Annotated in this window: 19 protein-coding genes; 16 read left to right on the forward strand and 3 right to left on the reverse strand. The window is 39.2% G+C overall.

From position 1 onward, the window contains the following. Positions 1–132: 132 nt before the first annotated feature. Together AEA09_RS17080 and AEA09_RS17085 are read right to left on the reverse strand one after the other, a co-directional pair. Complete coding sequence (locus AEA09_RS17080) at positions 133–1,863, reverse strand: methyl-accepting chemotaxis protein (protein WP_053585160.1); 1,731 nt, start codon at positions 1,861–1,863, stop codon at positions 133–135. A 326-nt stretch (positions 1,864–2,189) separates the two neighbouring features. Continuing rightward, complete coding sequence (locus tag AEA09_RS17085; RefSeq protein WP_053585161.1) at positions 2,190–2,417, reverse strand: hypothetical protein; 228 nt, start codon at positions 2,415–2,417, stop codon at positions 2,190–2,192. 172 nt (positions 2,418–2,589) lie between these two features. Between AEA09_RS17085 and AEA09_RS17090 the strand changes: the two genes are divergently transcribed. Next, on the forward strand, positions 2,590–4,782 hold the full coding sequence (locus tag AEA09_RS17090; RefSeq protein WP_053585162.1) for a DNA topoisomerase III: 2,193 nt from the start codon (positions 2,590–2,592) through the stop codon (positions 4,780–4,782). A gap of 495 nt (positions 4,783–5,277) precedes the next feature. Here the strand turns inward: AEA09_RS17090 and AEA09_RS17100 are convergent, their stop codons facing one another. After that, a complete protein-coding gene (locus AEA09_RS17100) occupies positions 5,278–6,141 on the reverse strand; it encodes a glycine betaine ABC transporter substrate-binding protein (protein WP_053585164.1) in 864 nt (287 codons plus the stop codon). A 531-nt stretch (positions 6,142–6,672) separates the two neighbouring features. On the opposite strand from AEA09_RS17100, the gene AEA09_RS17105 reads away from it, so the two are divergent. The 15 genes from AEA09_RS17105 to AEA09_RS17185 all read left to right on the forward strand — a co-directional run bounded on the left by AEA09_RS17105 (position 6,673) and on the right by AEA09_RS17185 (position 23,189). Further along, positions 6,673–7,200: an RNA polymerase sigma factor gene (locus tag AEA09_RS17105; RefSeq protein ID WP_053585165.1), complete on the forward strand. Its 528-nt coding sequence runs from the start codon at positions 6,673–6,675 to the stop codon at positions 7,198–7,200. Further along, positions 7,178–8,146, forward strand: coding sequence for an anti sigma factor C-terminal domain-containing protein (locus AEA09_RS17110; RefSeq protein WP_053585166.1), 969 nt, complete (start codon positions 7,178–7,180; stop codon positions 8,144–8,146). Before AEA09_RS17105 ends, AEA09_RS17110 begins: the two co-directional genes overlap by 23 nt. Positions 8,147–8,157: 11 nt before the next feature. After that, complete coding sequence (locus tag AEA09_RS17115) at positions 8,158–8,517, forward strand: hypothetical protein (RefSeq protein WP_053585167.1); 360 nt, start codon at positions 8,158–8,160, stop codon at positions 8,515–8,517. 792 nt (positions 8,518–9,309) lie between these two features. Continuing rightward, positions 9,310–10,425: a M20 peptidase aminoacylase family protein gene (locus AEA09_RS17120; protein ID WP_053585168.1), complete on the forward strand. Its 1,116-nt coding sequence runs from the start codon at positions 9,310–9,312 to the stop codon at positions 10,423–10,425. Between the two features lie 1,038 nt (positions 10,426–11,463). Next, a complete protein-coding gene (locus tag AEA09_RS17130) occupies positions 11,464–12,375 on the forward strand; it encodes a LysR substrate-binding domain-containing protein (protein ID WP_053585170.1) in 912 nt (303 codons plus the stop codon). Between the two features lie 77 nt (positions 12,376–12,452). Next, positions 12,453–13,154 carry a CoA transferase subunit A gene (locus AEA09_RS17135; RefSeq protein WP_425412023.1) on the forward strand — a complete coding sequence of 234 codons (702 nt, stop codon included), beginning with the start codon at positions 12,453–12,455 and terminating at the stop codon, positions 13,152–13,154. A gap of 2 nt (positions 13,155–13,156) precedes the next feature. Next, on the forward strand, positions 13,157–13,807 hold the full coding sequence (locus tag AEA09_RS17140; protein ID WP_053585171.1) for a 3-oxoacid CoA-transferase subunit B: 651 nt from the start codon (positions 13,157–13,159) through the stop codon (positions 13,805–13,807). 166 nt (positions 13,808–13,973) lie between these two features. After that, on the forward strand, positions 13,974–14,621 hold the full coding sequence (locus tag AEA09_RS17145; protein WP_053585457.1) for a TetR/AcrR family transcriptional regulator: 648 nt from the start codon (positions 13,974–13,976) through the stop codon (positions 14,619–14,621). A gap of 58 nt (positions 14,622–14,679) precedes the next feature. Beyond that, positions 14,680–15,822: an acyl-CoA dehydrogenase gene (locus AEA09_RS17150; protein WP_053585172.1), complete on the forward strand. Its 1,143-nt coding sequence runs from the start codon at positions 14,680–14,682 to the stop codon at positions 15,820–15,822. A gap of 32 nt (positions 15,823–15,854) precedes the next feature. Beyond that, positions 15,855–17,489, forward strand: a complete 1,635-nt coding sequence (locus tag AEA09_RS17155; RefSeq protein ID WP_053585173.1) for an AMP-binding protein — start codon at positions 15,855–15,857, stop codon at positions 17,487–17,489. Positions 17,490–17,504: 15 nt separating this feature from the next. Further along, the gene (locus AEA09_RS17160; protein ID WP_053585174.1) at positions 17,505–18,863 is read left to right on the forward strand and encodes an acetyl-CoA carboxylase biotin carboxylase subunit; all 1,359 of its coding nucleotides are present in this window, start codon (positions 17,505–17,507) and stop codon (positions 18,861–18,863) included. A gap of 567 nt (positions 18,864–19,430) precedes the next feature. Continuing rightward, positions 19,431–19,643, forward strand: coding sequence for an acetyl-CoA carboxylase biotin carboxyl carrier protein subunit (locus AEA09_RS17170; RefSeq protein ID WP_053585176.1), 213 nt, complete (start codon positions 19,431–19,433; stop codon positions 19,641–19,643). A 12-nt stretch (positions 19,644–19,655) separates the two neighbouring features. Further along, the gene (locus AEA09_RS17175; RefSeq protein WP_053585177.1) at positions 19,656–20,573 is read left to right on the forward strand and encodes a hydroxymethylglutaryl-CoA lyase; all 918 of its coding nucleotides are present in this window, start codon (positions 19,656–19,658) and stop codon (positions 20,571–20,573) included. Next, entirely contained in the window at positions 20,570–21,352 is a 783-nt protein-coding gene (locus AEA09_RS17180) for an enoyl-CoA hydratase (RefSeq protein WP_053585178.1), read from the forward strand. Before AEA09_RS17175 ends, AEA09_RS17180 begins: the two co-directional genes overlap by 4 nt. A gap of 298 nt (positions 21,353–21,650) precedes the next feature. Then, the gene (locus tag AEA09_RS17185; RefSeq protein ID WP_053585179.1) at positions 21,651–23,189 is read left to right on the forward strand and encodes an acyl-CoA carboxylase subunit beta; all 1,539 of its coding nucleotides are present in this window, start codon (positions 21,651–21,653) and stop codon (positions 23,187–23,189) included. Positions 23,190–23,247 lie beyond the last annotated feature (58 nt).

Genomic DNA, 23,247 nt, shown 5'->3' on the forward strand with positions numbered 1-23,247 from the left:
GACTGAGCATCGCGAAGGAAGCGGCTCGGTGCTTGCCCGCGGAAAGCGAGCTCCCGTAGCGGAAATCAACCACCCGCTTTAATAGTAATGGTTAAAGTTGGTTAATAAACACGCCTGGAATCACTTATTTGATCATGTGAAGTGTGCGACTAATTCATGCATCCGTTCGGCTTCTGTATGTAGCTCCACAGAGGAATGCATAATCGAAGTGATTGCAGCTTTTTGCTCATCAATAGAAGCAGTGACTTGCTCTGAAGCGGCAGCCGATTGTGTAGCGACACTGGAAATCTCGTTGATGGCATTGACAACGACAAGTCGATTATCGCTCATTTCTTTCATTCCGCTATCGAGAGAAGAGAGATGATCCGTAATACCTTCAATTGAATTGGACAGCGAAACAAACGCATTTTTCACTTCAGCAATTGCGTTTACTTGAGCTTCTGAAAGTTGGAGTGTATGCATCATCTTCGCATCCGAATTGGCTGTATCTGATTCAATTCGATTTAGCAAATTACGTACACGGCCCGTCGCTTCATTTGTATCCTCTGACAGCTTACGCACTTCAGCTGCAACTACTGCAAACCCTTTTCCATGTTCTCCAGCACGTGCAGCTTCAATGCTTGCATTCAATGCTAAAAGATTTGTCTGTTCGGAAATGGATGTGATTGTCTGTACGACACTATGAATTTCATGCATTTGTTTTGTTAAATTAGAGAAATTTGCACGTAATTCTTCAATGACTTGCATGAATTCATCCGAATTTTGCTCTAACTCATCTACTTTTAAACTACCATTTTCCTGTAATTTCTCAACATCGCCCATCTCATTAATAATTTCGTTATATTTATCGGTTGTATCTGAGATAAGGAGGGACAGGTTTTCGACTTTGCCAATTGCAATTTCTGCTTCTTCTGCTTGAACAACAGCGCCAGTAGCAACTTCGGTGATTGCATGGTGGACCTCATCGGCAGAAGCGGTTGTTTCTTCTGTAATGGCACTAAGCAGTTCTGAAGATACCCTCATTTGTTCAGAAGAATTCCTTGTGTTGCCAACTATTTCATGTAAACTTGATTTCATGTTATTTACGTTTCCAGCAAGCGCACCTAGTTCGTCATTCGTAATGATAGGAATGTCTTCACCAGTCAATTTTCCTTTAGCGATATCTGAAGTCATCACCATGATTCTCCGTATATAAGAAGTCATTCTTCCTGAGAAGAACCAGTAGAGGATTACGCCAATACATGTTGCAATAAGTGTCATACCCAACGTATAAAAGAGTACTTTTTTGGCACCTATATTGAAATCCATCTCATATGTTCCAGCGGCTATAATCCAACCCCAATGATTATCCATTGCCGCATAAGTAATCTTAGGTGCTTTAACCTCAGGGTTAGTAGGCGTTGGCCAGTCATAACGGACAAACCCGCCTCCTTTTTTTGCTTCCTCAATTAACTCACGGATAAAGTAGCGCCCATCATCCGTTTGGAAATCATAAGCATTGTCCCCTTCGATGCTTGGATGTGCGTCTATAATCCCTTTATCTGTGAACGTGTAAAAATAGAAGTTGTCCCCGTATTTTACTGGATTATCGATTGACCTCGCTTTTTCTCCTGTTTTTTGGCCAATCATTTGCACTCTTGCTTGTTCTTGGGCTTCTTCTAGTGTTAATTGTCCTTTTTCAACTTGTTTATCAAGCTCTGCAATCATACTAATAACTGCATTTGTCCCATTTTCGAGTCCTAAACGGCCAACGCCATCAAGCTCGCTTTTTGCAATAAAATAACTGACAACGCCGACTAATAATGTGGGTATTAAAATAACAATAAAGGCCAAGCCAGCAAGTTTGTTTCGCACTGAGTTCATGGTGACCACGTTCCTTCTATATTATATTTAAATTTACATAAATAAGTATAATATAAAATTATTGGAAAAATATAGGTTGGTTGAAATTCGCAGAAATTATATTGGTATTATGTTCACATTTTAGTATTTTCCCGTAAAGTTCAAGGATTATTTAAAATCTCTAAGGTTGCCTGAAGAATGATAGAGACTCTCTAATTTGCAAATACTATCAAAGAGTTCTCTTCATTTAAAAAAGGATGAAATCTTTTAAAAAAGATCATCCCATCATTAGTAGCAACGTTTATTTGATTGAGTGTGGTATAGCGGCGATTATAGAAATCGCCGCACTAAATTGTCCAATTCTTTAAAGTATATTCTACTGTTTCATTAGGATTGCTTGGATCCATAACTTTGTTCATTCCACTAGTAATTATGCCGGATTTCTTGGTAGTATCCGTTTCATTCGACGGAACTTCAATGAAGTTTACATAGATTGCGTAGCCAATTAAAAGTGATAGACCGACGATAATAGCAGCAGTAATCGTATACTTAGGCTTAAAATGTCGAGCTTGCATTTTTTCTCCCCTTTCTTTTTAGCTGAAGAATCCGGCACTTCAATATATGTTAGGGGTTTTAGAGTATGCGAATTCGACTGAAGTTTTTTGATGATTGAAGAATACCTAACGCACTACGAATATTTGCAAGCTATGCTATAGTAAAAGGAAGGAACTAGAGAGGATGACATACATGGCAAAGAGCTTAGTTTTAGCTGAAAAACCATCTGTGGCACGCGATATTGCGCGTGTACTAAATTGTAATAAAAAAGGAAACGGCTATCTTGAAGGAGATAAATATATTGTCACTTGGGCACTCGGGCATTTAGTGACATTAGCAGATCCTGAAAGCTATGACGTGAAATATAAAACGTGGAATTTAGAAGATTTACCGATGTTGCCGGAACAACTAAAGTTAACGGTCATCAAGCAATCGGGTAAACAATATAATGCTGTGAAATCACTATTAACGCGTGGTGATGTCAATGAAATCATTATCGCCACAGATGCAGGACGTGAAGGGGAGTTAGTAGCCCGCTGGATTATTGCTAAAGCAAAAGTGAATAAACCAATCAAACGACTTTGGATTTCATCAGTAACAGATAAAGCAATTAAAGAAGGCTTTGCCAATTTAAAACCGGGCAAAGCTTATGAAAACTTGTATTTTGCTGCTGTAGCACGTTCGGAGGCAGATTGGTACATTGGACTAAATGCGAGTCGTGCGCTTTCCACAAAATTTAATGCACAGCTAAATTGTGGCCGTGTACAAACGCCGGTTGTAGCAATTATTGCGAAACGTGAGGACGAAATTAAACACTTCAAGCCACAGACGTATTACGGTATCGAAGCGCAAACAAGTGAGAACTTAAAATTAACTTGGCAAGATAAAAACGGCAATAGCCGTAGCTTTGACAAAGAAAAAACGGATACTATCGTGAAAAAGTTAGGCACTAAAGATGCCGTTGTAACGGATATTGATCGCAAGCCGAAGAAATCCTTTGCGCCAGGTCTATATGATTTAACTGAACTGCAACGTGATGCCAATAAAATCTTTGGCTACTCAGCAAAAGAAACACTGAACATTATGCAAAAACTATACGAGCAACACAAAGTATTAACATACCCTCGTACAGATTCACGTTACTTATCATCAGACATTGTGGGTACACTGTCAGATCGTTTAAAAGCTTGTGCCATCGGGGAATATCGTACATTAGCAAATAAAGTATTAACGAAGCCCATAAAAGCTTCAAAATCTTTTGTCGATGACAGCAAAGTATCAGATCACCATGCGATTATCCCGACTGAGGGCTATGTGAATTTCTCAGCTTTCACTGATAAAGAACGTAAAATTTATGATTTAGTGGTGAAGCGATTCTTAGCAGTATTATATCCTGCATATGAATATGAGCAGTTAACGTTAAATGCAACAATTGGTGATGAGAAGTTTGTCGCACGTGGTAAAACAATACTTAGCGCAGGTTGGAAAGAAGTCTATCAAAATCGATTCGATGACGAAGAATCTACGGATGATTTAAAAGAGCAAATCCTGCCTCGTATTGAAAAAGGGCACATACTAAAGACAAAACTAATCGTTCAAACATCAGGGCAAACAAAACCACCTGCACGTTTTAACGAGGCAACTTTGCTAACGGCGATGGAAAACCCAACGAAGTATATGGAAACAAACGATAAACAGCTGGCAGATACATTGAAATCGACAGGTGGACTCGGTACGGTTGCTACACGTGCAGATATTATTGAAAAGCTATTTAATTCCTTCTTAATTGAAAAGCGCGGCGGAAAAGACATCTATATCACATCAAAAGGTCTTCAACTTTTGGAATTAGTACCAGAGGAATTAAAGTCTCCAACTTTAACAGCTGAATGGGAAAAGAAACTAGAGCAAATTGCTAGTGGTAAATTGAAGAAGGACGTCTTTATTTCAGAAATGAAGAACTACACGAAGGAAATTGTCTCTGAGATTAAAGGCAGCGAAAAAAAATACAAGCATGATAACATCTCAACGAAATCTTGTCCTGATTGCGGGAAACCAATGCTTGAAGTCAACGGTAAAAAAGGCAAAATGCTTGTGTGCCAAGATCGTGAATGTGGCCACCGTAAAAACGTTGCCCGTGTCACTAATGCACGCTGCCCACAATGTAAGAAAAAACTAGAATTACGTGGTGAAGGTGAAGGCCAAATCTTTGTATGTAAATGTGGTCACCGTGAGAAGTTATCTGCCTTTGAAGCTCGTCGTAAAAAAGAAGGCGGCGGTAAAGTAGATAAAAAATCTGTGCAACAGTATATGAAGCAACAACAAAAAGAGGAAGAACCAATTAATAATGCTTTTGCGGATTTATTAAAAGGGATGAAATTTGATTAATTTAGGAAGTTGTTATTAAAAATAGAACTTTCTGAAATGCCCTTAAAATAAAGTAGGTGGAGAAAAACGACCAGTTTTTCTCCACCTACTTTTTGGTTTTTGCTTATTTCGTGGAAAGTAGCGAAGTGAATACCTGCTACTTTCAGTAAATCGTGGGCAATGCCATAATCCCATAGAAAAATCGTCTTGGGCCAACAGATGTTTATATGTAGCGAGAGGCGAATGTAGTCAACTACACTTGCCCAGCCTTCCACTCCAAGCAACTAGTGTAATAGTAGAATAAAGTAGTTTTATTTTACGAGATAAACTGGTCTAATTTTACTAGTAGTAAGCGACATGTCTTATCTAAAAATATTAAAAGCATCATGTTTATTAGCTATATTAATGGTGCTCCCGGGGGAAAGAACGTAGATTTTTGCTTTTCCTCCATCTTTGTGAACGATTTATTCACGCGATTGCTATTGATAACATACTTTTTTTATTTAATGAGTTGCATCATTTTACATCTTTTGTCCATTCTGCAACTTTATCTTCATTTTCTTTAATCCATTTTTTTGCTGCATCCTTAGGATCAGTGCCTTCCATAATATCAAACATAACACTTTCTATATCTTCTGCAGTCCAGTGGAAGTTATCGAGAACTTTGTATGCTTCCGGACTATCTTCTTTAAACCCTTTACGTGCAAATGTACCAATATACTCTTCATCTCCATATACACCTTTAGGATCATCTAAATATTTCAAATCATAAGCATTAAATTTCCAGTGAGGAGACCAACCTGTAACGATAATTTCTTCTTTTTTCTCAATTGCTTGACCAAGTGCTGCTGTCATTGCACTGCCAGAAGAGGTAAGTACCGTCCAGCCGTCAAGGTTTGGATAAACCTTATGAGCATTTTCTGTAGCTAGTGTCATATTTGCTCCTGGATCAATGCCTGTGATCGTCTTATCGGCTTCATTTGTTAAATCTTCGATAGAGTTCACATCCATATAACTAGGCACTACCATCCCGAGCTTTGCACCTGTTAGATTTTCACCCAAATCGTCTAAATCATCCTTGTATTTCTCCACTTGTGGGGCGTGTGTTTGTGGTAGCCAAGCAGAAACCATACCATCAACTTCGCCCTTAGAAATTGCTTCCCACATAATACCATTGTCAAGTGGTGTTAGTGTGACATCATATCCTAAATCCTCAAGTACTTGTCCAATTACATGTGTAGAAGCAATTTCAGTATCCCATTCCACATAGGTTAGGTTGACTTCTTTATTTTTTGTGTCTTCATCACCTGAGCCACAAGCAACTAATAATAAACTTAATCCTAAAGCCAATCCTAACTTAGATAATCTACCAAATCTCATGAAATCTCCCTTTCTAACTGTAGTCTTTAATTTTATTAAGTGATTTATAACCATAAATTAGTAAGTAACAACCTAATATTAAAGGTAAGTTGTTACTTTTGTCAAATAGCCAATGAAAATGGAAGGTTTGGAGTTTTAAGGAGTAGGTACAGTGATTGTAAAAGTTTGATTAATCATTAAAGAGTAACTTTCTTGTGAAAAGGGGAAGAATAATCAACTCTCTTATATCTGAACGTATCAAAAAAGAGGTACTGTGGAAAACTACATTTAAACAAGATAAAAATGAGGTCAAGTGGTTTTTTAGTTGGCAATTTAAGTATTACTTGTATAGAGAGTAATAAGTTAGCATGCCGCTTCAAATTGTTAGATCGAATATAGACTTTTTCTACATACTAAATTTACCGACCGGGTATAAGTGATTCACAACACTCAATAATTTTGTGAATTTTTTTTGTGAAGCTGTATACATTCTGCCTACTCATTCGTTAAAAAGGTGAAGGCAATGAAAACATGAAAGTGAGAAGGGTAGCGGTGACAGATGATTTAATTACATCACTATATAAAGAAAAAGCAGTTATTATCAAAAAATATTTAATAAAGAATGGATGTAGTTTGTTAGATGCTGAAGATATCGTACAAGGAACATTTGTAAAGGCAATTCAATATATGGTAGAGCTTCATGAAAAAAATCTTTCAGCCTGGCTGTTTAAGGTAGCGCTGCATGCTTACTATGATTTATGTAGAAAAAACAATCGATTTCCAAGCTGCTCTTTAGAAGATCAAAATCAATTTTTCACTGGATTAGCAGATGAACTTGATGGAGAAAAGTTGCTTTTATCCAAAGAAAAAGCTGAAGAAATAACACAAGTCGTTAATATGCTAAACCCTAATCAACGAAATCTTTTGCTACTAAAATATGAAATGGAACTCTCATATAAAGAAATCGCAGAACTTACGGATATGGATGAAAAAACGATTAAAACCTATTTGTATAGGGCTCGTTTAGCTTTCAAAAAGAAATGGGAGGAGACGAATAATGAAAAAATCAAAGATAGATGATTTATTTGATTTCGAAAATGTCGATACAGAAAAAATGCTAAAAGAAGCAAAAGGGAAAAGCTACGCTCGAATAATCTTAATTAGTTTAAGTATGGCAATTTATATTTTTGGATTAATTTATTTAGAAAAGATACAAATCACACCTTTTCTACTTGATAATAAAATTTCAGAAATAGATTCTTATTACAGTGTGTATGGAGCGAATACTCACCTAGGAATATGGGATGAAGAGTATCGTTTCATTGGTAGTAGTGCAACAGCTCCAAAATATAAAATTATTGATGGAAAACCAGTAAGCTTAGGAGAGGTAAAAGTACCATGGAAAGTAAACTTTAATGAATTCTCGCTAAATTCTAACTGGCCAACAACAGACACGAAAGATGTATTTACGTACGATGGAGTTAGAAAGCTACAATTCTATCATCCATCTGTAACTTACGAGGAATATAAAAACGATTTAAGTTTAATAGCAGAAATTCCTGATTTTAAAAAAATAGAGATGGGAATCTCTTTTGACAAGCCATACACATTACAAGAAGTTCAAAATATGCTACCAAAAAACGTGAAATTTCAATGGGCATGGGTAGATATTTATGATGAAACGTACTTACAAGGATTGAAATCATCAGATGGAACGCCTTCAGTAGTTGTATCCGAAGAGTATGCCGCGGGATTTCATTTATATGATCAAGTAGGAGAGGCAATCAAAAACCCGAAAGAAAAATTTGTTGAAAACTTAGAACTAGCTTTAAGGAATAAAAGCGATTACTATAACGATTTAAAAACAATAGACGATTTTCTAAAACAAGAAAATGAAGCAATCAACACCGATAATATCATGATTGTTGGCGCTGTTATTACAGGCAGTCCAAAAGATATTTTAAGTGTACAACATAAAGAATACGTAAAAGCGGCTGTTTTAGGAGCCGTTGTAGATAAGTATTAAAGGAGTGAAGAATGGTGAAGGTTTTTATGGAAAATAGACCGATTCTATTTGGCGGTTTAGCATTTGGACTAGCCTCTCTTGTGCTAAATTGTTTGTATATTATTTTTTTCAACATGGCTCATGTTTATGATGTGATACATGTTATCCCAATAATTTTTTTGATGGATCCTATTGTAGAAAAAATAGGATATATGGCTACTCCGTTTATGCTTCTACCAATAGCTATTATTCTAGATTTTATTTGTGGCTTGCTTTTCGGGTGGATTGCGAAGAAACTTACAAAAACACTACTCGCTTACGTAGTAGCTCTATTACTTTTATTTGGCTTCTACTGGGTCGTGATTACGTATCAATGGATTTTGATTTTATAAGTAGATAAAGCTAAAGGTACTTTAAATTTAACTTCAATAATTTCGTAGCTCCAAACAACGTGTAAAATATTTATTTCCTGTTCATTGATTAGTAAAATGGACAGGTTTTTTATTTTATCCAATTCGCAACAGCATATGAAAAAACGTTAAAAAAATAAGTATTGAAAGATACTTCGATTAGGCTATTTACGATACGACTTATCTAAAAATAAGTGAAAAAGAGTAACATAGACAGGGGGAAGTGAAGTTTATTTATGAAAGCACATTGAAAAAATATGATACTAAAGATGCACCATGCATTTTCAATGTGGCATTAAACATTTTATTGAGACGATGCCGGTACAAAAGCGTGCCTATTATGAAAGTTAGTGCGTAAACTAGAATGAATTCAAAAAAAGCTTTATCTTCATTCAGAAGATTCCCTCCACTATAGATTGTGAGTGGAATGGGAGTTTAGTTTTTTCAGTGGGTATCTAAACGCTGACTGAAAGAAGATAAAGCCTCCAGCCGATGTCACAGATGTTTTTTGCGCGAAAGCGAAGCGTCAGCAGCAGATTTTTAGGGAGTCAATTTAGGAAGTTAGCCTAAGGTCGTAGCATCCATGCGACAACGGCTAACAGACCTACATCGTGTAGGCCTAAGCACAATTCAAAATCTAGACGCATTGTTTTTCTATGCGAAAGCGAAGCGTCAGCAACAGTCGCATTGTTTTCCTGTGCGAAAGCGAAGCGTCAGCAACAGGTACAATTACGCTGAGTCGTAATTGATTGAATAATGATGGGGTTGACTAGAATGAACGAGGATTTACAAAGATTACAACCGAAGTTAGTTGAGATTTTTAAACATTTACATGAACATCCCGAAATTAGTTGGCAAGAACAGCAAACGACGAAATACATTGCAAATATATTGAAAGATGCAGATATGGAACCACATGTGTTCGAAGATATCCCTGGACTTTATGTCGATATCGGAAAAGGAACACCAAAAGTTGGGTTTCGAACAGATATGGATGCGCTCTGGCAAGATGTAGATGGGGTTTTTAAGGCGAATCATTCTTGTGGACATGATGGTCATATGACGATGGCTATTGGGACGGCATTACTTTTAAAAGAGATGGAGTCCGTTCTTTCTGGTGCAGTACGGATTATTTTTCAGCCCGCTGAGGAAAAAGCGGAGGGTGCCCATGCCTTAGTCCAAAAAGGTCTTATAGATGATCTAGATTATTTATTCGGCGTACACGTTCGTCCACTAAAAGAATTGCCGGATGGCACACATGCACCAGCAATTTATCATGGAGCAGCCAAGATTTTTACAGGAACGATTATTGGTGAAGATGCACATGGATCACGTCCTGAACATGGCATTAATGCTATTGAGGTAGGCGCAGCAATAGTTGAAGGTTTACAAAAAATTTGGACGGATTCGAATGTATCGGCATCAGCCAAAATGACGCAATTCCAAGCAGGAGGTTCCTCAGCGAATATTATCCCTGGAAAAGCGACATTTAGTATTGATGCACGTGCTCAAACGAATGAAGCGATGCTTTCATTAACTAAAGGTATTGAGCGTGTGAAAACTTCAGTGGAAATACTTTATGGTGCAATGATAGATTTACGAGCAGATGTACACGTTGTTGCTGCTTTAGTAAATGAGGATGCAGTGGAAATTATGCGAACGGCTATTATTGAGGTTGTTGGTGAGGAAGCATGTGCACCGCCAGTTGTTACGCCAGGCGCTGAAGATTTTCATTTTTATACGTATGAACGGCCTAACCTGAAAGCGACGATGCTTGGATTTGGATGTGGTGTAACACCAGGATTACATCATCCAAAAATGACATTTAATAGAGAACGACTTATGACGGGTGTAAGTATTATTACACGAGCCATTTTGCGTGCGTTATAAAGACGAGAAAGTAAACTTAGAGATTTCCCCTTTAATGTAATGAATGATATTAAGGGGATTTTTTGTCTTTACACCAAAAGCTGTTCATGCAAAATATTTGCATGAATTCTGAGCATGTCCAAATCGTGAGGTCACATTCATTTTTCTTACGAGCGAAAACTGAACAACAAATTCTTTTAGAATATTTTTCAAACGCTAAAAAGCCTATTTGTCGAAATTGATATACGACATATTAAAAAATATGTGATAAATAGATGCTAAAGACCTAAAATGACACTTATTAAAAAATAAGTTGTATATCAAAATCGAGCGTTTGAATTAATTCGAGATTGTTTAAGTCAGTGTTAGAATTCAACTGTGTCAAAACGAAATGAACTCGATAAAATTTTGAGAGAAAATGTGGCTTGAGCGTCCTCCTAGCAACTACCGCTTCCTCTTTCGTCGCAAAAAAAAGTTTCGCTGCGTTTTGTGCGGGGTCTGAAGGCTCACACGCTTTTCTTGCTGGATGTAGCGAAAGGCGAATGCTATCAGCTACACTTGTTACCCTCCGTTCCATGTGCTTATAAAAAAGCAAACTTTCTTTTAAAGTAAAGTCCAGGTTTTGTTAATGATCCAAATAATTAATGATCTAAATTCGGAAATATTATTATTTTTGCTGCTCTAATTCTATAAAATGCATTTTTCTGATTGAAATCAGCATTTTTATAGTCTGTTTTATCAGAAAGAACATAAGTCTATTGCCCTATCTGTGTTAATTTGTAGAGTGGTCAGCGGAGAGAAAATGGCTCTGTTTTTAGTTGTTATTGTACTTTTTTTGGTGTTTTTGTAAGTATAAGTGCAATATTATTTGGCGCATACCTATGAATGAAACTATTTTAGTAGAATGACATAGGGTGCCTCTTGATTGGAAAAAAAGAGTGAAGTACATATTTTAGTGTAATGCCAATCTTTTTTATATAAGTTTTTATTGGGTATTGAAGGGAAAAAGGGGACCCAACACTAATAAGTAACAGATAGAGTGGAATGGAGTTGGTGAGAATGGAATTAAGAGATTTAAACATATTTATGGCAATTGTGAAGCATGGAAGTTATACGAAGGCGTCGGAAGTGTTATTTATTTCGCAACCTACATTAAGTAAAAGTGTGAAGCGTCTTGAAAATGAGTTGCAGGCGCAATTACTGCAGCGAACGACAAGGCAGTTACAAGTTACAGATATTGGCTCAGTTGTATACGAACATGGACAAAAAATTTTATATAATCTGCAGGAATTAGGTCAGTCAATCCAAGATATACGAGATGTGCAATTAGGGACGATTAAGTTAGGCATTCCACCATTGATTGGCACATTGTTTTTCCCTGAAATTGCGCGTACCTTTCATCAACAATATCCAAAAGTAACATTAGAACTCGTGGAGCGCGGGGCTAAGTTAATTAGTGAATTAGTACATTCTGGGCAAGTGGATGTTGCCTTTGTGGTATTGCCGATTGAGGAGCCTGCGTTTACGATCGAGCAGTTTATTGAAGATGATTTTGTTTTATATGTACATAAAGAGCATCCTTTAGCGCAGTGTGCAGAAGTGTCTGTAGAAGAATTAAAAAACGAAAAATTTATTTTATTTTCCAATGAGTATGCCTTACATGATTTTGTTATTCGTGCATGTGAAAATGGGGGTTTTTCACCTGACATTGTTTATAAAAGTTCGCAGTGGGATTTAATTGTGGAATTGATTGGGCTCAATTTAGGGCTCACGATTTTGCCTAGAGCAATTTACGAGAAGCAGTCAAATCCCAATGTGAAAATTATTCCGCTGACCAATTCACTTATTTGGAAGTTAGGCTTAGTCAGTTTAAAAGATCGTTACAAATCCTTTGCCCTACAGGAATTAGTGAAAATGATTCGAACAGAATCGTGGTCTTGGCAGTCATTTATTCCATTAAAGAATGAATAACATGCTATATATGTATTTTTATTATGGAAATAAATGGACTAACATTATAGTACATATAAGTATAAGGGGTGATAGGGATGACAAAAGTAAAACGATCATTTGAAGAAGCGCTTGTAGATTTAAAAGATGGACAAACCGTGATTGTGGGTGGTTTTGGACTATGTGGGATTCCTGAAAAAGCGATTGAGGCAATCCGTCAAAAAGGTACGAAGGATTTAACTGTGGTCAGTAATAACTGTGGGGTTGATGATTTTGGCCTTGGACTTTTATTAGCGAACAAGCAAATTAAGAAAATGGTGGCATCTTATGTAGGTGAAAATAAAATATTTGAGCAGCAATTTTTGAGTGGGGAGCTTGAAGTGGAGTTAACGCCTCAAGGTACATTGGCAGAGCGTATTCGTGCGGGTGGTGCAGGGATTCCAGCCTTTTATACAGCAACTGGCGTAGGAACACCAATTGCAGAGGGGAAGCCTACGAAGGAGTTTGACGGCAAAGTGTATTTAGAAGAACGAGCAATTGTTGGCGACTATGCATTTGTAAAGGCATGGAAGGCGGATACACTTGGCAATTTAGTGTACCGTAAAACAGCACGCAATTTTAATCCACTTGCAGCAACAGCTGGGAAAATTACGATTGCTGAAGTAGAGGAAATTGTGGAAGTCGGCGCATTAAATCCTGATGAAATTCATACACCTGGTGTATATGTGCAACATGTTTTAGTGGGCGAAAACTACGAAAAGCGGATTGAACGACTATTGACTGCTAAGGAGGTTGGATGACTATGTCTGAAACAAGAGATCGTATAGTACGTCGTGCTGTGCAAGAAATCGAAAATGGCATGAACGTTAATTTGGGTATCGGGATGCCGACATTAGTAGCAAACGAAATTCCTGCGGATTATCAAGTGTTATTACAATCTGAAAATGGTCTTTTAGGCATTGGCCCGTATCCGACAGAAGCGGAAGTAGATGCTGATTTAATCAATGCGGGTAAAGAAACAGTAACAGCCGTGGCAGGTGCTTCTTATTTTGATAGTGCGGAATCGTTTGCAATGATTCGTGGGGGCCATATCGATTTAGCGATTTTAGGTGGCATGGAAGTTTCAGAGACTGGTGATTTAGCTAACTGGATGATCCCAGGAAAGATGATTAAAGGCATGGGTGGTGCAATGGATCTTGTACAAGGAGCAAAGCGTGTCATTGTCATTATGGATCATATGTCTAAACATGGGGAGTCCAAGGTAAAAAAAGAATGCACACTGCCGTTAACAGGACAGGGTGTAATTCATCGTTTGATTACGGACTTAGCGGTATTTGATTTTACACCGAGTGGAATGGTGTTAGTAGAAAAAATAGCTGATTTATCTGTGGAAGAAATTCGTGCTCGAACGGAAGCATCGTTTACTGTAAGTGATGGTTTGAAAGTGTATTGATAAAAATTCTGCTTAATGAAGTTTATATGCTCGAAACGACATGAATCGACTTAATTATCACTGGACATCCATTTTTTAGAATGCTATATTGAATTTGTCTTAATATTTTGCTAGATAGGTAAAATGAGTAGTGAAGTTCAGAGTAACAAATGAGGGATAGATGCTTATGGTGAAGAAAACGTTAAAACAACGGATTGTAGAGGCTTCCCTAATACTGTTTCAGCAAGATGGTTATCATGGCGTGACAGTCGATCGTATTGTCGAATATATTGGTGCATCAAAAGGTGGATTTTATCATAATTTCAAATCAAAAGATGAGTTGTTATATGAAATTCATGATGTCTTCATTTCTTATGTTATCAAAAAATCACAAGATGCCTATGATCAATACAATACACCAATCACCAGATTATGCGCGATGATCCAAACACTTACCGAAGTGTTTGACGTGTATCAGGCACATATCACGGTTTTTTACGAAGAAAGCGGTTCGTTGCCAGAAGTGTACAGTGAACTTATACACAAAAAACGCAATCAGTATCGTGGAATTTTACAGAAGGTCATTGTTGAAGGGCAGCAGACAAATGATTTTCGTTCAGAATTACCGGGTACGATTGTGACGATGGCAATCGTGGGCATGATTAACTGGACATATAAATGGTATAAGCAAACAGGGCCACTGACAATGGAAGAAATTACAGTAGTATTTATGGACATGATTTTACATTCAATTGTGACCGAACAAGCTAGGGAAGAAGCAACTCAATTTATGATCGCAATGAAGCCAGCTACAGAGACTGGTTTTATTAATTAGTAATACAAACCGACTAGTCGGTTTAACTTTTTTAGCAGATGCAAAGGGGGAGCTAGGGATGAACTTTGAACTAACGAAAGAGCAAGAGATGATTCGGGATATGGTTCGTGATTTTGCAGAGAAGGAAATTAAGCCATATGCACGTGAAGTGGATGAAACTTCAACAATGCGAATAGAAAGCTTTGAAAAAATGGCTGAACTCGGTTTGATGGGTATCCCATTTCCAGAAGAGTACGGTGGTTCGGGTGGAGACACAGTTTCTTATGCGATTGCTGTTGAAGAAATTGGCCGCGCCTGCGGGGGTACAGGTTTAAGCTATGCAGCTGCGATTAGTTTAGGTGCTGCACCCATTTATAATTTTGGGACAGAAGAGCAAAAACGTGAATGGCTGGTTCCTTTAGCAAAGGGTGAGACGCTCGGTTCATTCGGTTTAACCGAACCCAATGCAGGGTCAGATGCAGGTGGAACGCTTACAACAGCAGTTGTGGATGGCGATGATTACGTGATTAACGGCGAAAAATGCTGGATAACGAATGCGGGTCATGCGCGTCAAATCATCGTCACAGCTGTAACGGGTAAACGTGAAGATGGTAAAAAAATTATTTCATCGATTATCGTGCCAACCAATACACCTGGTGTCACAATTAACTGTAATTATGACAAGATGGGTGTGCGTGGATCTAATACGTGTGAGATTGTATTGCAAAATGTACGTGTACCAAGAGCTAATTTGCTAGGTGATGAAAAGCGGGGCTTCAGTCAATTTTTAAATACTTTAGATGGTGGACGAATTTCCATTGCGGCATTATCAGTAGGGATTGCACAAGCAGCTTACGAGAAGGCGCTACAATTTGCAAAAGAGCGTAAACAATTCGGCGTATCCATTTCAAAATTCCAAGCAATACAATTTAAATTAGCCGATATGGCAATGGAAATAGAGCTTGCTCGTACGTTAGTACATAAAGCGGCATGGCTTAAAGACCAGAAGAAACCGTTTGGTAAAGAAGCGGCGATGGCAAAATTATTTGCCTCCGAAATGGGCTTCCGTACTTGCAATCAAGCAATTCAGATTCATGGTGGTTCAGGTTATATGAAGGAATATGATGTAGAGCGTCATTTGCGTGACATTAAGTTAATGGAAATTGGTGAAGGTACTTCTGAAATTCAACGTCTCGTTATTTCTCGTTTAATTGGCTGTTAAAAAATTCAATAGCAAATACAAGGAGGATTTTCATGGCAGAGCTTGTATATCAAACAATTGGTCAGTTGCTAGATGAACAAAGTGAAAAGTATCCGAAACGTGAAGCGCTTGTGTATGCAGATAGAGACTTACGAATGACTTATGAGGAGTTTAATAGACAGAGCCGCTTAGTTGCTAGAGGTTTGATGGCCCTTGGGATTGAAAAAGGCGATCATATTGCTGTGTGGACGACGAATGTTCCTGAGTGGGTGCAATTACAGTTCAGTACAGGGAAAATGGGCGCTCCCCTTGTAACGGTAAACACAAATTACCGAGCGAGTGAATTGGAATATTTACTTAAACAGTCTGATTCAAAAACCATTATTTTAATCGAAAACTATCGAGATCATTCTTTCATAAATACACTACAAGAATTGTGTCCTGAACTTGAGCATTGCGAACCTGGAAATTTACAGTCTAAGCGTTTACCTTTATTGAAGAATGTTATTTTAATAGGCGATGCGAAATATCCAGGGGTGTTAAATTGGTCGGACGTATTAGCTGCCGCTGAGCAAGTGAAGGAAGAGCAGTTAGATATCAGACAAGGAACTTTGCATTATGATGATGTCATTAATATACAATATACATCTGGAACGACTGGTTTTCCAAAGGGTGTTATGTTAACGCATTTTAACCTAGTTAATAATGCGGTCAACATTGCAGAATGCATGAAATTAACGCATGAGGATCGTTTGTGTATTCCCGTTCCATTTTTCCACTGTTTTGGCTGTGTCCTTGGTACGTTGGCCATTACAACAAGTGGAGGCACGATGGTACCTGTACAAGAGTTTTCGCCGGAAGAAGTATTGCGAACGGTAGAAAAGGAAAAGTGTACAGCATTACATGGTGTGCCGACTATGTTTATTAGCGAATTGAATTTACCGAATTTTTCGTCATTTAATTTATCAACGCTACGTACTGGAATAATGGCAGGCTCAAACTGCCCGGTCGAAGTGATGAAAGCTGTTATCGAAAAAATGGGCATGAGAGATATAACAATATCTTATGGACAAACAGAGTCTTCGCCAGTTATTACGCAAACGAAAGCAGATGATCCATTCAATTTAAAGGTCGAGACAGTCGGCCGTGCATTACCAAACTTAGAAGTGAAAATTGTGGATCCTGATACAAATGAGGAAGTGGCACCAAATGAGCAAGGGGAGCTATGTACAAGAGGCTACCACGTGATGAAAGGGTATTACAATAATCCAGAGGAAACCGGTCTGGCTATTGATCGTGATAACTGGCTTCATACGGGGGATTTAGCGACAAAGGATGAAGCAGGTTATATACGCGTGACGGGTCGTTTAAAAGACATGATTATTCGCGGTGGAGAAAATCTCTATCCTCGTGAAATTGAAGAGTTTCTTTATACACATCCGAAAATTTTCGATGTGCAAGTTGCGGGTGTACCTGATCCAGTTTACGGAGAAGAAGTGGCGGCTTGGATTATTTTACGTGAAGGCGAGCAGGCAACAGCTGAAGATATTCGAGACTTTTGCCGAAATAAAATTTCAAAACAAAAAATACCAAAACATATTTTCTTTATCGATAGCTATCCAATGACAGCTTCGGGTAAAGTGCAAAAGTTTAAATTACGTGATGAATTTGTTATAGCAGTGAGGTAGGGAGGGGGCAGGGAAATGTTCAAGAAGGTTTTAATTGCAAACCGTGGTGAAATAGCGAGGCGTATTATCAGAACATGTAAACGATTAAATATCCAAACGATCGCAGTGTACTCGGAGGCAGATGCTGAGGCGCTACATGTAAGAGACGCAGACGAAGCCTACTGTATTGGTAAGCCACCTGTAGCGCACAGCTATTTAAATATCGAGCGTATTCTTGAAGTTGCGAAGGAAAGCAATGCAGATGCAATCCATCCAGGCTATGGCTTGTTATCGGAAAATGCGAATTTTGCTAAACGTTGTGCGGAGGTAGGTCTTGTCTTTATTGGACCAAATGCTGATGTGATTGCGTCGATGGGCAGTAAATTAGAAGCGCGTAAGACGATGAAAGCAGCGGGAGTACCAATTGTGGAAGGTGTGGAAACGCCGGTGAAGGATGCAGCCGAAGCTGTAGAAATTGCAGCACGCATTGGCTATCCAATTATGTTGAAAGCATCAGCTGGTGGCGGTGGTATTGGTATGCAACTTGTAGAAAATGCCGAGGAGTTGACGAAAGCCTTTGAAGGCAATCAAAGACGTGCGGAGTCTTTCTTCGGTGATGGCACGATGTACATGGAGCGATTTATCGCCAATCCGCACCATGTAGAAGTGCAAATCATTGCTGATCATCACGGAAATGTTGTTCCATTATTTGAACGCGAGTGCTCGATACAAAGGCGTAATCAAAAAGTAGTCGAGGAGGCGCCATCCCCGTTTATCTCAGAGGAAACAAGAAAGCAGATGCTAGATGCTTCTGTGCAAGCAGCCGAACATATCGGTTATGTGAATGCAGGCACAATTGAGTATTTAGTAGATGCAGACCAAAATTTTTATTTCTTAGAGATGAATACGCGCTTACAAGTCGAACATCCGGTGACGGAAGAGATTACGAAGCTAGATCTTGTAGAAGAACAATTGAAGGTAGCGGCAAGACAGCCACTAGCGTTTACACGTGACACGATTGAAATACAAGGACATGCGATTGAAGTGCGAATTTACGCAGAAAACCCGACGACGTTTTTCCCGTCCCCTGGCAAGATCACAGAGCTAGAGCTACCGACGGGTGTTGGTATTCGCCATGAATGTGGTGTAGAAGCAGGCTCAATTGTAACACCATTTTATGATCCAATGATTAGTAAATTGGTGGTGTGGGGCGAAACACGTGCGATTGCATGCGAGCGTCTTACACAAGCTTTAACAGATTACAAAATAGAAGGTATTCAAACAAACATCCCTATGCTTTTGAAAACTGTAACCCATGAGCAGTTTTTAAAAGGCTCTACAACGACTAAGTTCGTTGAGGAGTACTATTTACCCCAACTAGAAGAAATGAAGTAAACATGGAGGAGTATTGCAAAGATTTGTTGCAATACCTCCACATTTTTGAAAAACAATAACGACAATAAATGCTTTATGAACGTTTATGAGAGTTTGTTCAAGGGACCCGTTGATTTCCGTTCCAGGCGGACGCGTTCCAGGGGGCGAGCCTTGAGCCGCTTCGTCGCTTACGCTCCTGCAGGGTCTCAAGTTGCTCGCTGATCCCCTAGGAGTCGCCGCCTTTCACTCCAATCAACTAGAATTTTCTTGGATCATCACCAAAAGCCGGAGATGACATTTTGAATAAAGTGTTTGTTGATTGGAGTGAAGCCAGCGTGACTCCTTGGGGACTAGCGTCACAGATAAGACCCTGGAGCGAGCATAGCGAGTGAAGCGGCTTATCGGACGCCCCCAGGAAAGCACGCTGGCGCAACGGAAATCAATCCCATGTTTTGGTATAGAGACCATTTTTAAGAACAATTTTTTTCGCGCTATTTCTATGGATAAAATACTTTATCAACGGAATGGAAGTATTGCGATGTCTTGTTGCAATACTTCCTTACTATCAACTATTTGGAGGGATTTATGATGGAAGTTGTAAAAGCGAGCATGGCAGGAACTGTTTGGAAAATTGTCGTAGCAGAGGGCGATCAAGTAACGGCAGGGCAAGATGTTGCCATTTTAGAATCAATGAAGATGGAAATTCCGATTGCAGCGGAAGAAGGTGGCGTTGTCACAAAAATTATTGCCAATGAAGGTGATTTCATTAACTTAGATGATCCAATTTTAGAAATCGGATAAGGGGGCACAGTTATGCACCTACCAAAACATGTGACGTTAAAGGAAGTTGGCCCTCGGGATGGTCTACAAAATGAAAAGGTACACATGGCTACTGCCGATAAAGTACAGCTTGTGGATTTACTCAGTCAGACGGGACTAAATTATATTGAAGTAACGTCTTTTGTACATCCAAAATGGATTCCACAACTGGCAGATGCAGTGGAGGTGTTGCAAGCCATTAAGCGTGAAAAAGATATTACGTATGCAGCACTCATACCAAATTTGCGTGGCTTAGAACGTGCGTTACAGGCAAATATAGATGAAGCCAGTGTCTTCATGTCAGCAAGTGAAAGCCATAATCAAAATAATATTAATAAAACGGTAACTGAGACATTTCCTGTGTTAGAGGAAGTCGTTTTAGGGGCAAAGGCAGCTGGAAAGCGAGTACGTGGCTATATTTCAACAGTGATTGGTTGCCCATATGAAGGCTACATACAGCCGGAGCAAGTTTTACGTGTAGCAGACAAATTACTTGAAATGGATGTTGCTGAAATTTCGTTAGGCGACACGATTGGCGTTGGCGTTCCGACACAAGTAGAGCGTCTATTAGAAGAATTGTTAAAACGATATCCGGCAGAAAAATTTGCGATGCATTTTCACGATACGCGTGGTACAGCGCTTACGAATATAGTAAAGTCCCTAGAAATGGGGATTACAAAATTCGATAGTGCGCTTGGTGGACTCGGTGGGTGTCCTTATGCAAAAGGAGCATCTGGCAATGTGGCCACAGAGGATTTATTGTATCTATTTGATGAAATGGGTATTCATACGGGTATTGAAATGAATGCAGTGCTAGAAGCGGCGACATTTGTTGAGAAAAAACTTGGTAAACCAGTTGCATCAAAACAAATGGCAATTGTCCGCAACGAAAGGAGTGGGCAGGCACTATGACACAACTTGTTCAGTTTGAATTACTAGGTGATGGTGTAGGGATCATAACATTGATGAGACCTGAAGCGGCAAACGCCATGTCTGTACAGCTCTTAACAGATCTAGGTGATATGCTCGATCAAGTAAATAAAAATCCAGCGGTACGTGTCGTGTTACTAACAGGAGCTGGAGAAAAGGCCTTTTGTGCAGGCGCAGATTTAAAAGAGCGTCAAGGCATGTCTGACCGACAAGTGAAGCAGATTGTGCAATTAATCGGTGGGACAGTGGCTAAAGTAGAAGCGCTCGCACAACCAGTGATTGCGGTACTAAACGGCGTCGCATTTGGCGGTGGGCTAGAGCTAGCACTTGCTTGTGATTTACGTATTGCCGCATCACATGTAAAAGTAGGTCTTACGGAAACATCGCTTGGTATTATTCCAGGAGCAGGTGGAACTCAGCGTTTACCACGACTTATTGGTATCGGAAAAGCAAAGGAATTAATCTATACAGCACGACGTTTAAATGCGGTAGAAGCGAAAAGTTATGGAATTGTAGAGTACGTATATGAAGGTCATGAACTTCAAGAAAAAGCCCAACAACTTGCACTGGAAATAGCAAAAAATGCACCTTTATCTTTAGTGCAAGCGAAAATCGCCATTAATCAAGGGGTGGAAGTCGATTTAGCAACGGGTTTGAAAATTGAATCACTGGCATATAGTGCACTTATTCCAACAGAAGATCGTTTGGAAGGATTGCTCGCTTTCCAAGAAAAGCGAACGCCGCAATATTCAGGACAGTAAATTAATTTAATTCAGTGGTAGTTCATTATCTATTTAGATAGTGAAATGAAATATCAGGTTCAGTGTTGATTCAGTAGGCATTCAAACACCTACTGAATTAAATTAAAGCCTCCGGCGGATGTCATGGATTTTGAAAGGAGTTAATTGTGCGAGCACAATTCAAAATCCGGACGCATTGTTTATCTGCGCGAAAGCGAAGTGTAACGAAGCGTCAGCGGCAGATGTTTTTTGTACCGAAAGCATAGCGGCAGGTACAATTGCGCCGAGGCGTATTGATTGGAATAAGGAGGAATGGAACATGAGCAATGTAACGACAGATAATACGGCGAATTCGATGAAGGAACAAATTTTAACTGGGGGTCAGCCAAAATATCACGAGAAAAATACCCAACAAGGAAAATTATTTGTACGTGAGCGCCTCGAATTATTATTAGATGATGGATTACAATCAGAGGATGGCTTATTTGCAAACTGTTTAGCGGGTGATTTGCCAGCAGACGGTGTTGTCACAGGGATTGGCAAAATCCATGGTCGTACAGTATGTATTATGGCGAATGATTCAACGATTAAAGCTGGTTCTTGGGGAAAACGCACAGTAGAAAAAATTATTCGTATTCAAGAAACGGCTGAAAAGTTAAATTGTCCGTTATTGTATTTAGTCGATTCAGCGGGCGCACGTATTACGGATCAGTTAGAAATGTTCCCAGGACGCCGCGGTGCAGGACGTATTTTCTACAATCAAGTAAAACTTTCAGGAAAAGTACCGCAAGTTTGCTTATTGTTTGGTCCTTCTGCAGCAGGTGGCGCTTACATTCCAGCATTTTGCGATATCGTTGTAATGGTGGAAGGCAATGCATCGATGTACTTGGGCTCACCACGTATGGCGGAAATGGTTATTGGTGAAAAAGTAGATTTAGAAACAATGGGCGGTGCTAAAATGCATTGCTCGGTATCTGGTTGTGGTGATGTGCTTACAAAAACAGAGCAAGAAGCTATTGCATATGCACGCAAATATTTGGGCTACTTCCCGAATAATTACGCTGAGCGCAGTAAAGTAGAGGCGCCGAAGCCACCAGCATCCTTTGAAAAGTCAATAGAAGAATTAATTCCAAAAAATCAAAATGTGCCTTTTGATATGTACCAATTAATTGATCGATTAATCGACGAAGATTCGTTTTGCGAAGTGAAGAAGTTATTCGCACCAGAATTAATCACAGGGCTAGGGCGCATTAATGGGCAATCGGTTGGGATTATTGCCAATCAACCTCGTGCAAAAGGTGGGGTATTATTCCACGATTCCGCGGATAAAGCAGCGAAATTCATTTCATTGTGTGATGCGTTTAATATTCCGCTTATTTTCTTAGCAGACGTACCCGGCTTTATGATTGGGACGCAAGTCGAGAAAGCTGGTATTATCCGTCATGGCGCGAAGATGATTTTTGCAATGAGCGAAGCGACTGTACCGAAGCTGACGGTTATTGTGCGTAAAGCTTACGGGGCAGGACTTTATGCAATGGCAGGCCCCGCATTTGAGCCAGATTGCTGTATTGCCCTATCCAACGCACAAATTGCCGTAATGGGACCTGAAGCGGCGGTAAATGCAGTATATGCAAATAAGATTGCTGCGCTTCCAAAAGAGGAACAGGCAGACTTTATCGCAGAGAAGCGAAAAGAGTACCAAGAGGAAATTGACGTTTATCGTCTAGCATCAGAGCTGATTATTGACGATGTCATAGAGCCAAATGATTTGCGTAAAGCACTTGAGACTCGTTTGGAACTATATATGTCGAAGTATGTTCTATTCTCACAACGAAAGCACGGCGTCAACCCAGTATAAATATGAAAACCGTTTTAAAAGCCGAGTAAAAGGTTTTTAAAACGGTTTTTTGCTATAT

This window comes from Lysinibacillus contaminans (assembly GCF_001278945.1).
GTDB classification, from domain to species: Bacteria; Bacillota; Bacilli; order Bacillales_A; family Planococcaceae; genus Lysinibacillus; species Lysinibacillus contaminans.

Excerpts from the sequence above, each read along its gene's own strand:
- AEA09_RS17155 (WP_053585173.1), top strand. The coding sequence starts at position 15,855 with ATGGCAGAGCTTGTATATCAAACAATTGGTCAGTTGCTAGATGAACAA.
- AEA09_RS17175 (WP_053585177.1), top strand. The coding sequence starts at position 19,656 with ATGCACCTACCAAAACATGTGACGTTAAAGGAAGTTGGCCCTCGGGAT.
- AEA09_RS17160 (WP_053585174.1), top strand. The coding sequence starts at position 17,505 with ATGTTCAAGAAGGTTTTAATTGCAAACCGTGGTGAAATAGCGAGGCGT.
- AEA09_RS17130 (WP_053585170.1), top strand. The coding sequence starts at position 11,464 with ATGGAATTAAGAGATTTAAACATATTTATGGCAATTGTGAAGCATGGA.
- AEA09_RS17150 (WP_053585172.1), top strand. The coding sequence starts at position 14,680 with ATGAACTTTGAACTAACGAAAGAGCAAGAGATGATTCGGGATATGGTT.
- AEA09_RS17080 (WP_053585160.1), bottom strand. The coding sequence starts at position 1,863 with ATGAACTCAGTGCGAAACAAACTTGCTGGCTTGGCCTTTATTGTTATT.
- AEA09_RS17185 (WP_053585179.1), top strand. The coding sequence starts at position 21,651 with ATGAGCAATGTAACGACAGATAATACGGCGAATTCGATGAAGGAACAA.
- AEA09_RS17135 (WP_425412023.1), top strand. The coding sequence starts at position 12,453 with ATGACAAAAGTAAAACGATCATTTGAAGAAGCGCTTGTAGATTTAAAA.
- AEA09_RS17100 (WP_053585164.1), bottom strand. The coding sequence starts at position 6,141 with ATGAGATTTGGTAGATTATCTAAGTTAGGATTGGCTTTAGGATTAAGT.
- AEA09_RS17115 (WP_053585167.1), top strand. The coding sequence starts at position 8,158 with ATGGTGAAGGTTTTTATGGAAAATAGACCGATTCTATTTGGCGGTTTA.
- AEA09_RS17170 (WP_053585176.1), top strand. The coding sequence starts at position 19,431 with ATGGAAGTTGTAAAAGCGAGCATGGCAGGAACTGTTTGGAAAATTGTC.
- AEA09_RS17140 (WP_053585171.1), top strand. The coding sequence starts at position 13,157 with ATGTCTGAAACAAGAGATCGTATAGTACGTCGTGCTGTGCAAGAAATC.
- AEA09_RS17180 (WP_053585178.1), top strand. The coding sequence starts at position 20,570 with ATGACACAACTTGTTCAGTTTGAATTACTAGGTGATGGTGTAGGGATC.
- AEA09_RS17085 (WP_053585161.1), bottom strand. The coding sequence starts at position 2,417 with ATGCAAGCTCGACATTTTAAGCCTAAGTATACGATTACTGCTGCTATT.
- AEA09_RS17090 (WP_053585162.1), top strand. The coding sequence starts at position 2,590 with ATGGCAAAGAGCTTAGTTTTAGCTGAAAAACCATCTGTGGCACGCGAT.
- AEA09_RS17145 (WP_053585457.1), top strand. The coding sequence starts at position 13,974 with ATGGTGAAGAAAACGTTAAAACAACGGATTGTAGAGGCTTCCCTAATA.
- AEA09_RS17110 (WP_053585166.1), top strand. The coding sequence starts at position 7,178 with ATGAAAAAATCAAAGATAGATGATTTATTTGATTTCGAAAATGTCGAT.
- AEA09_RS17120 (WP_053585168.1), top strand. The coding sequence starts at position 9,310 with ATGAACGAGGATTTACAAAGATTACAACCGAAGTTAGTTGAGATTTTT.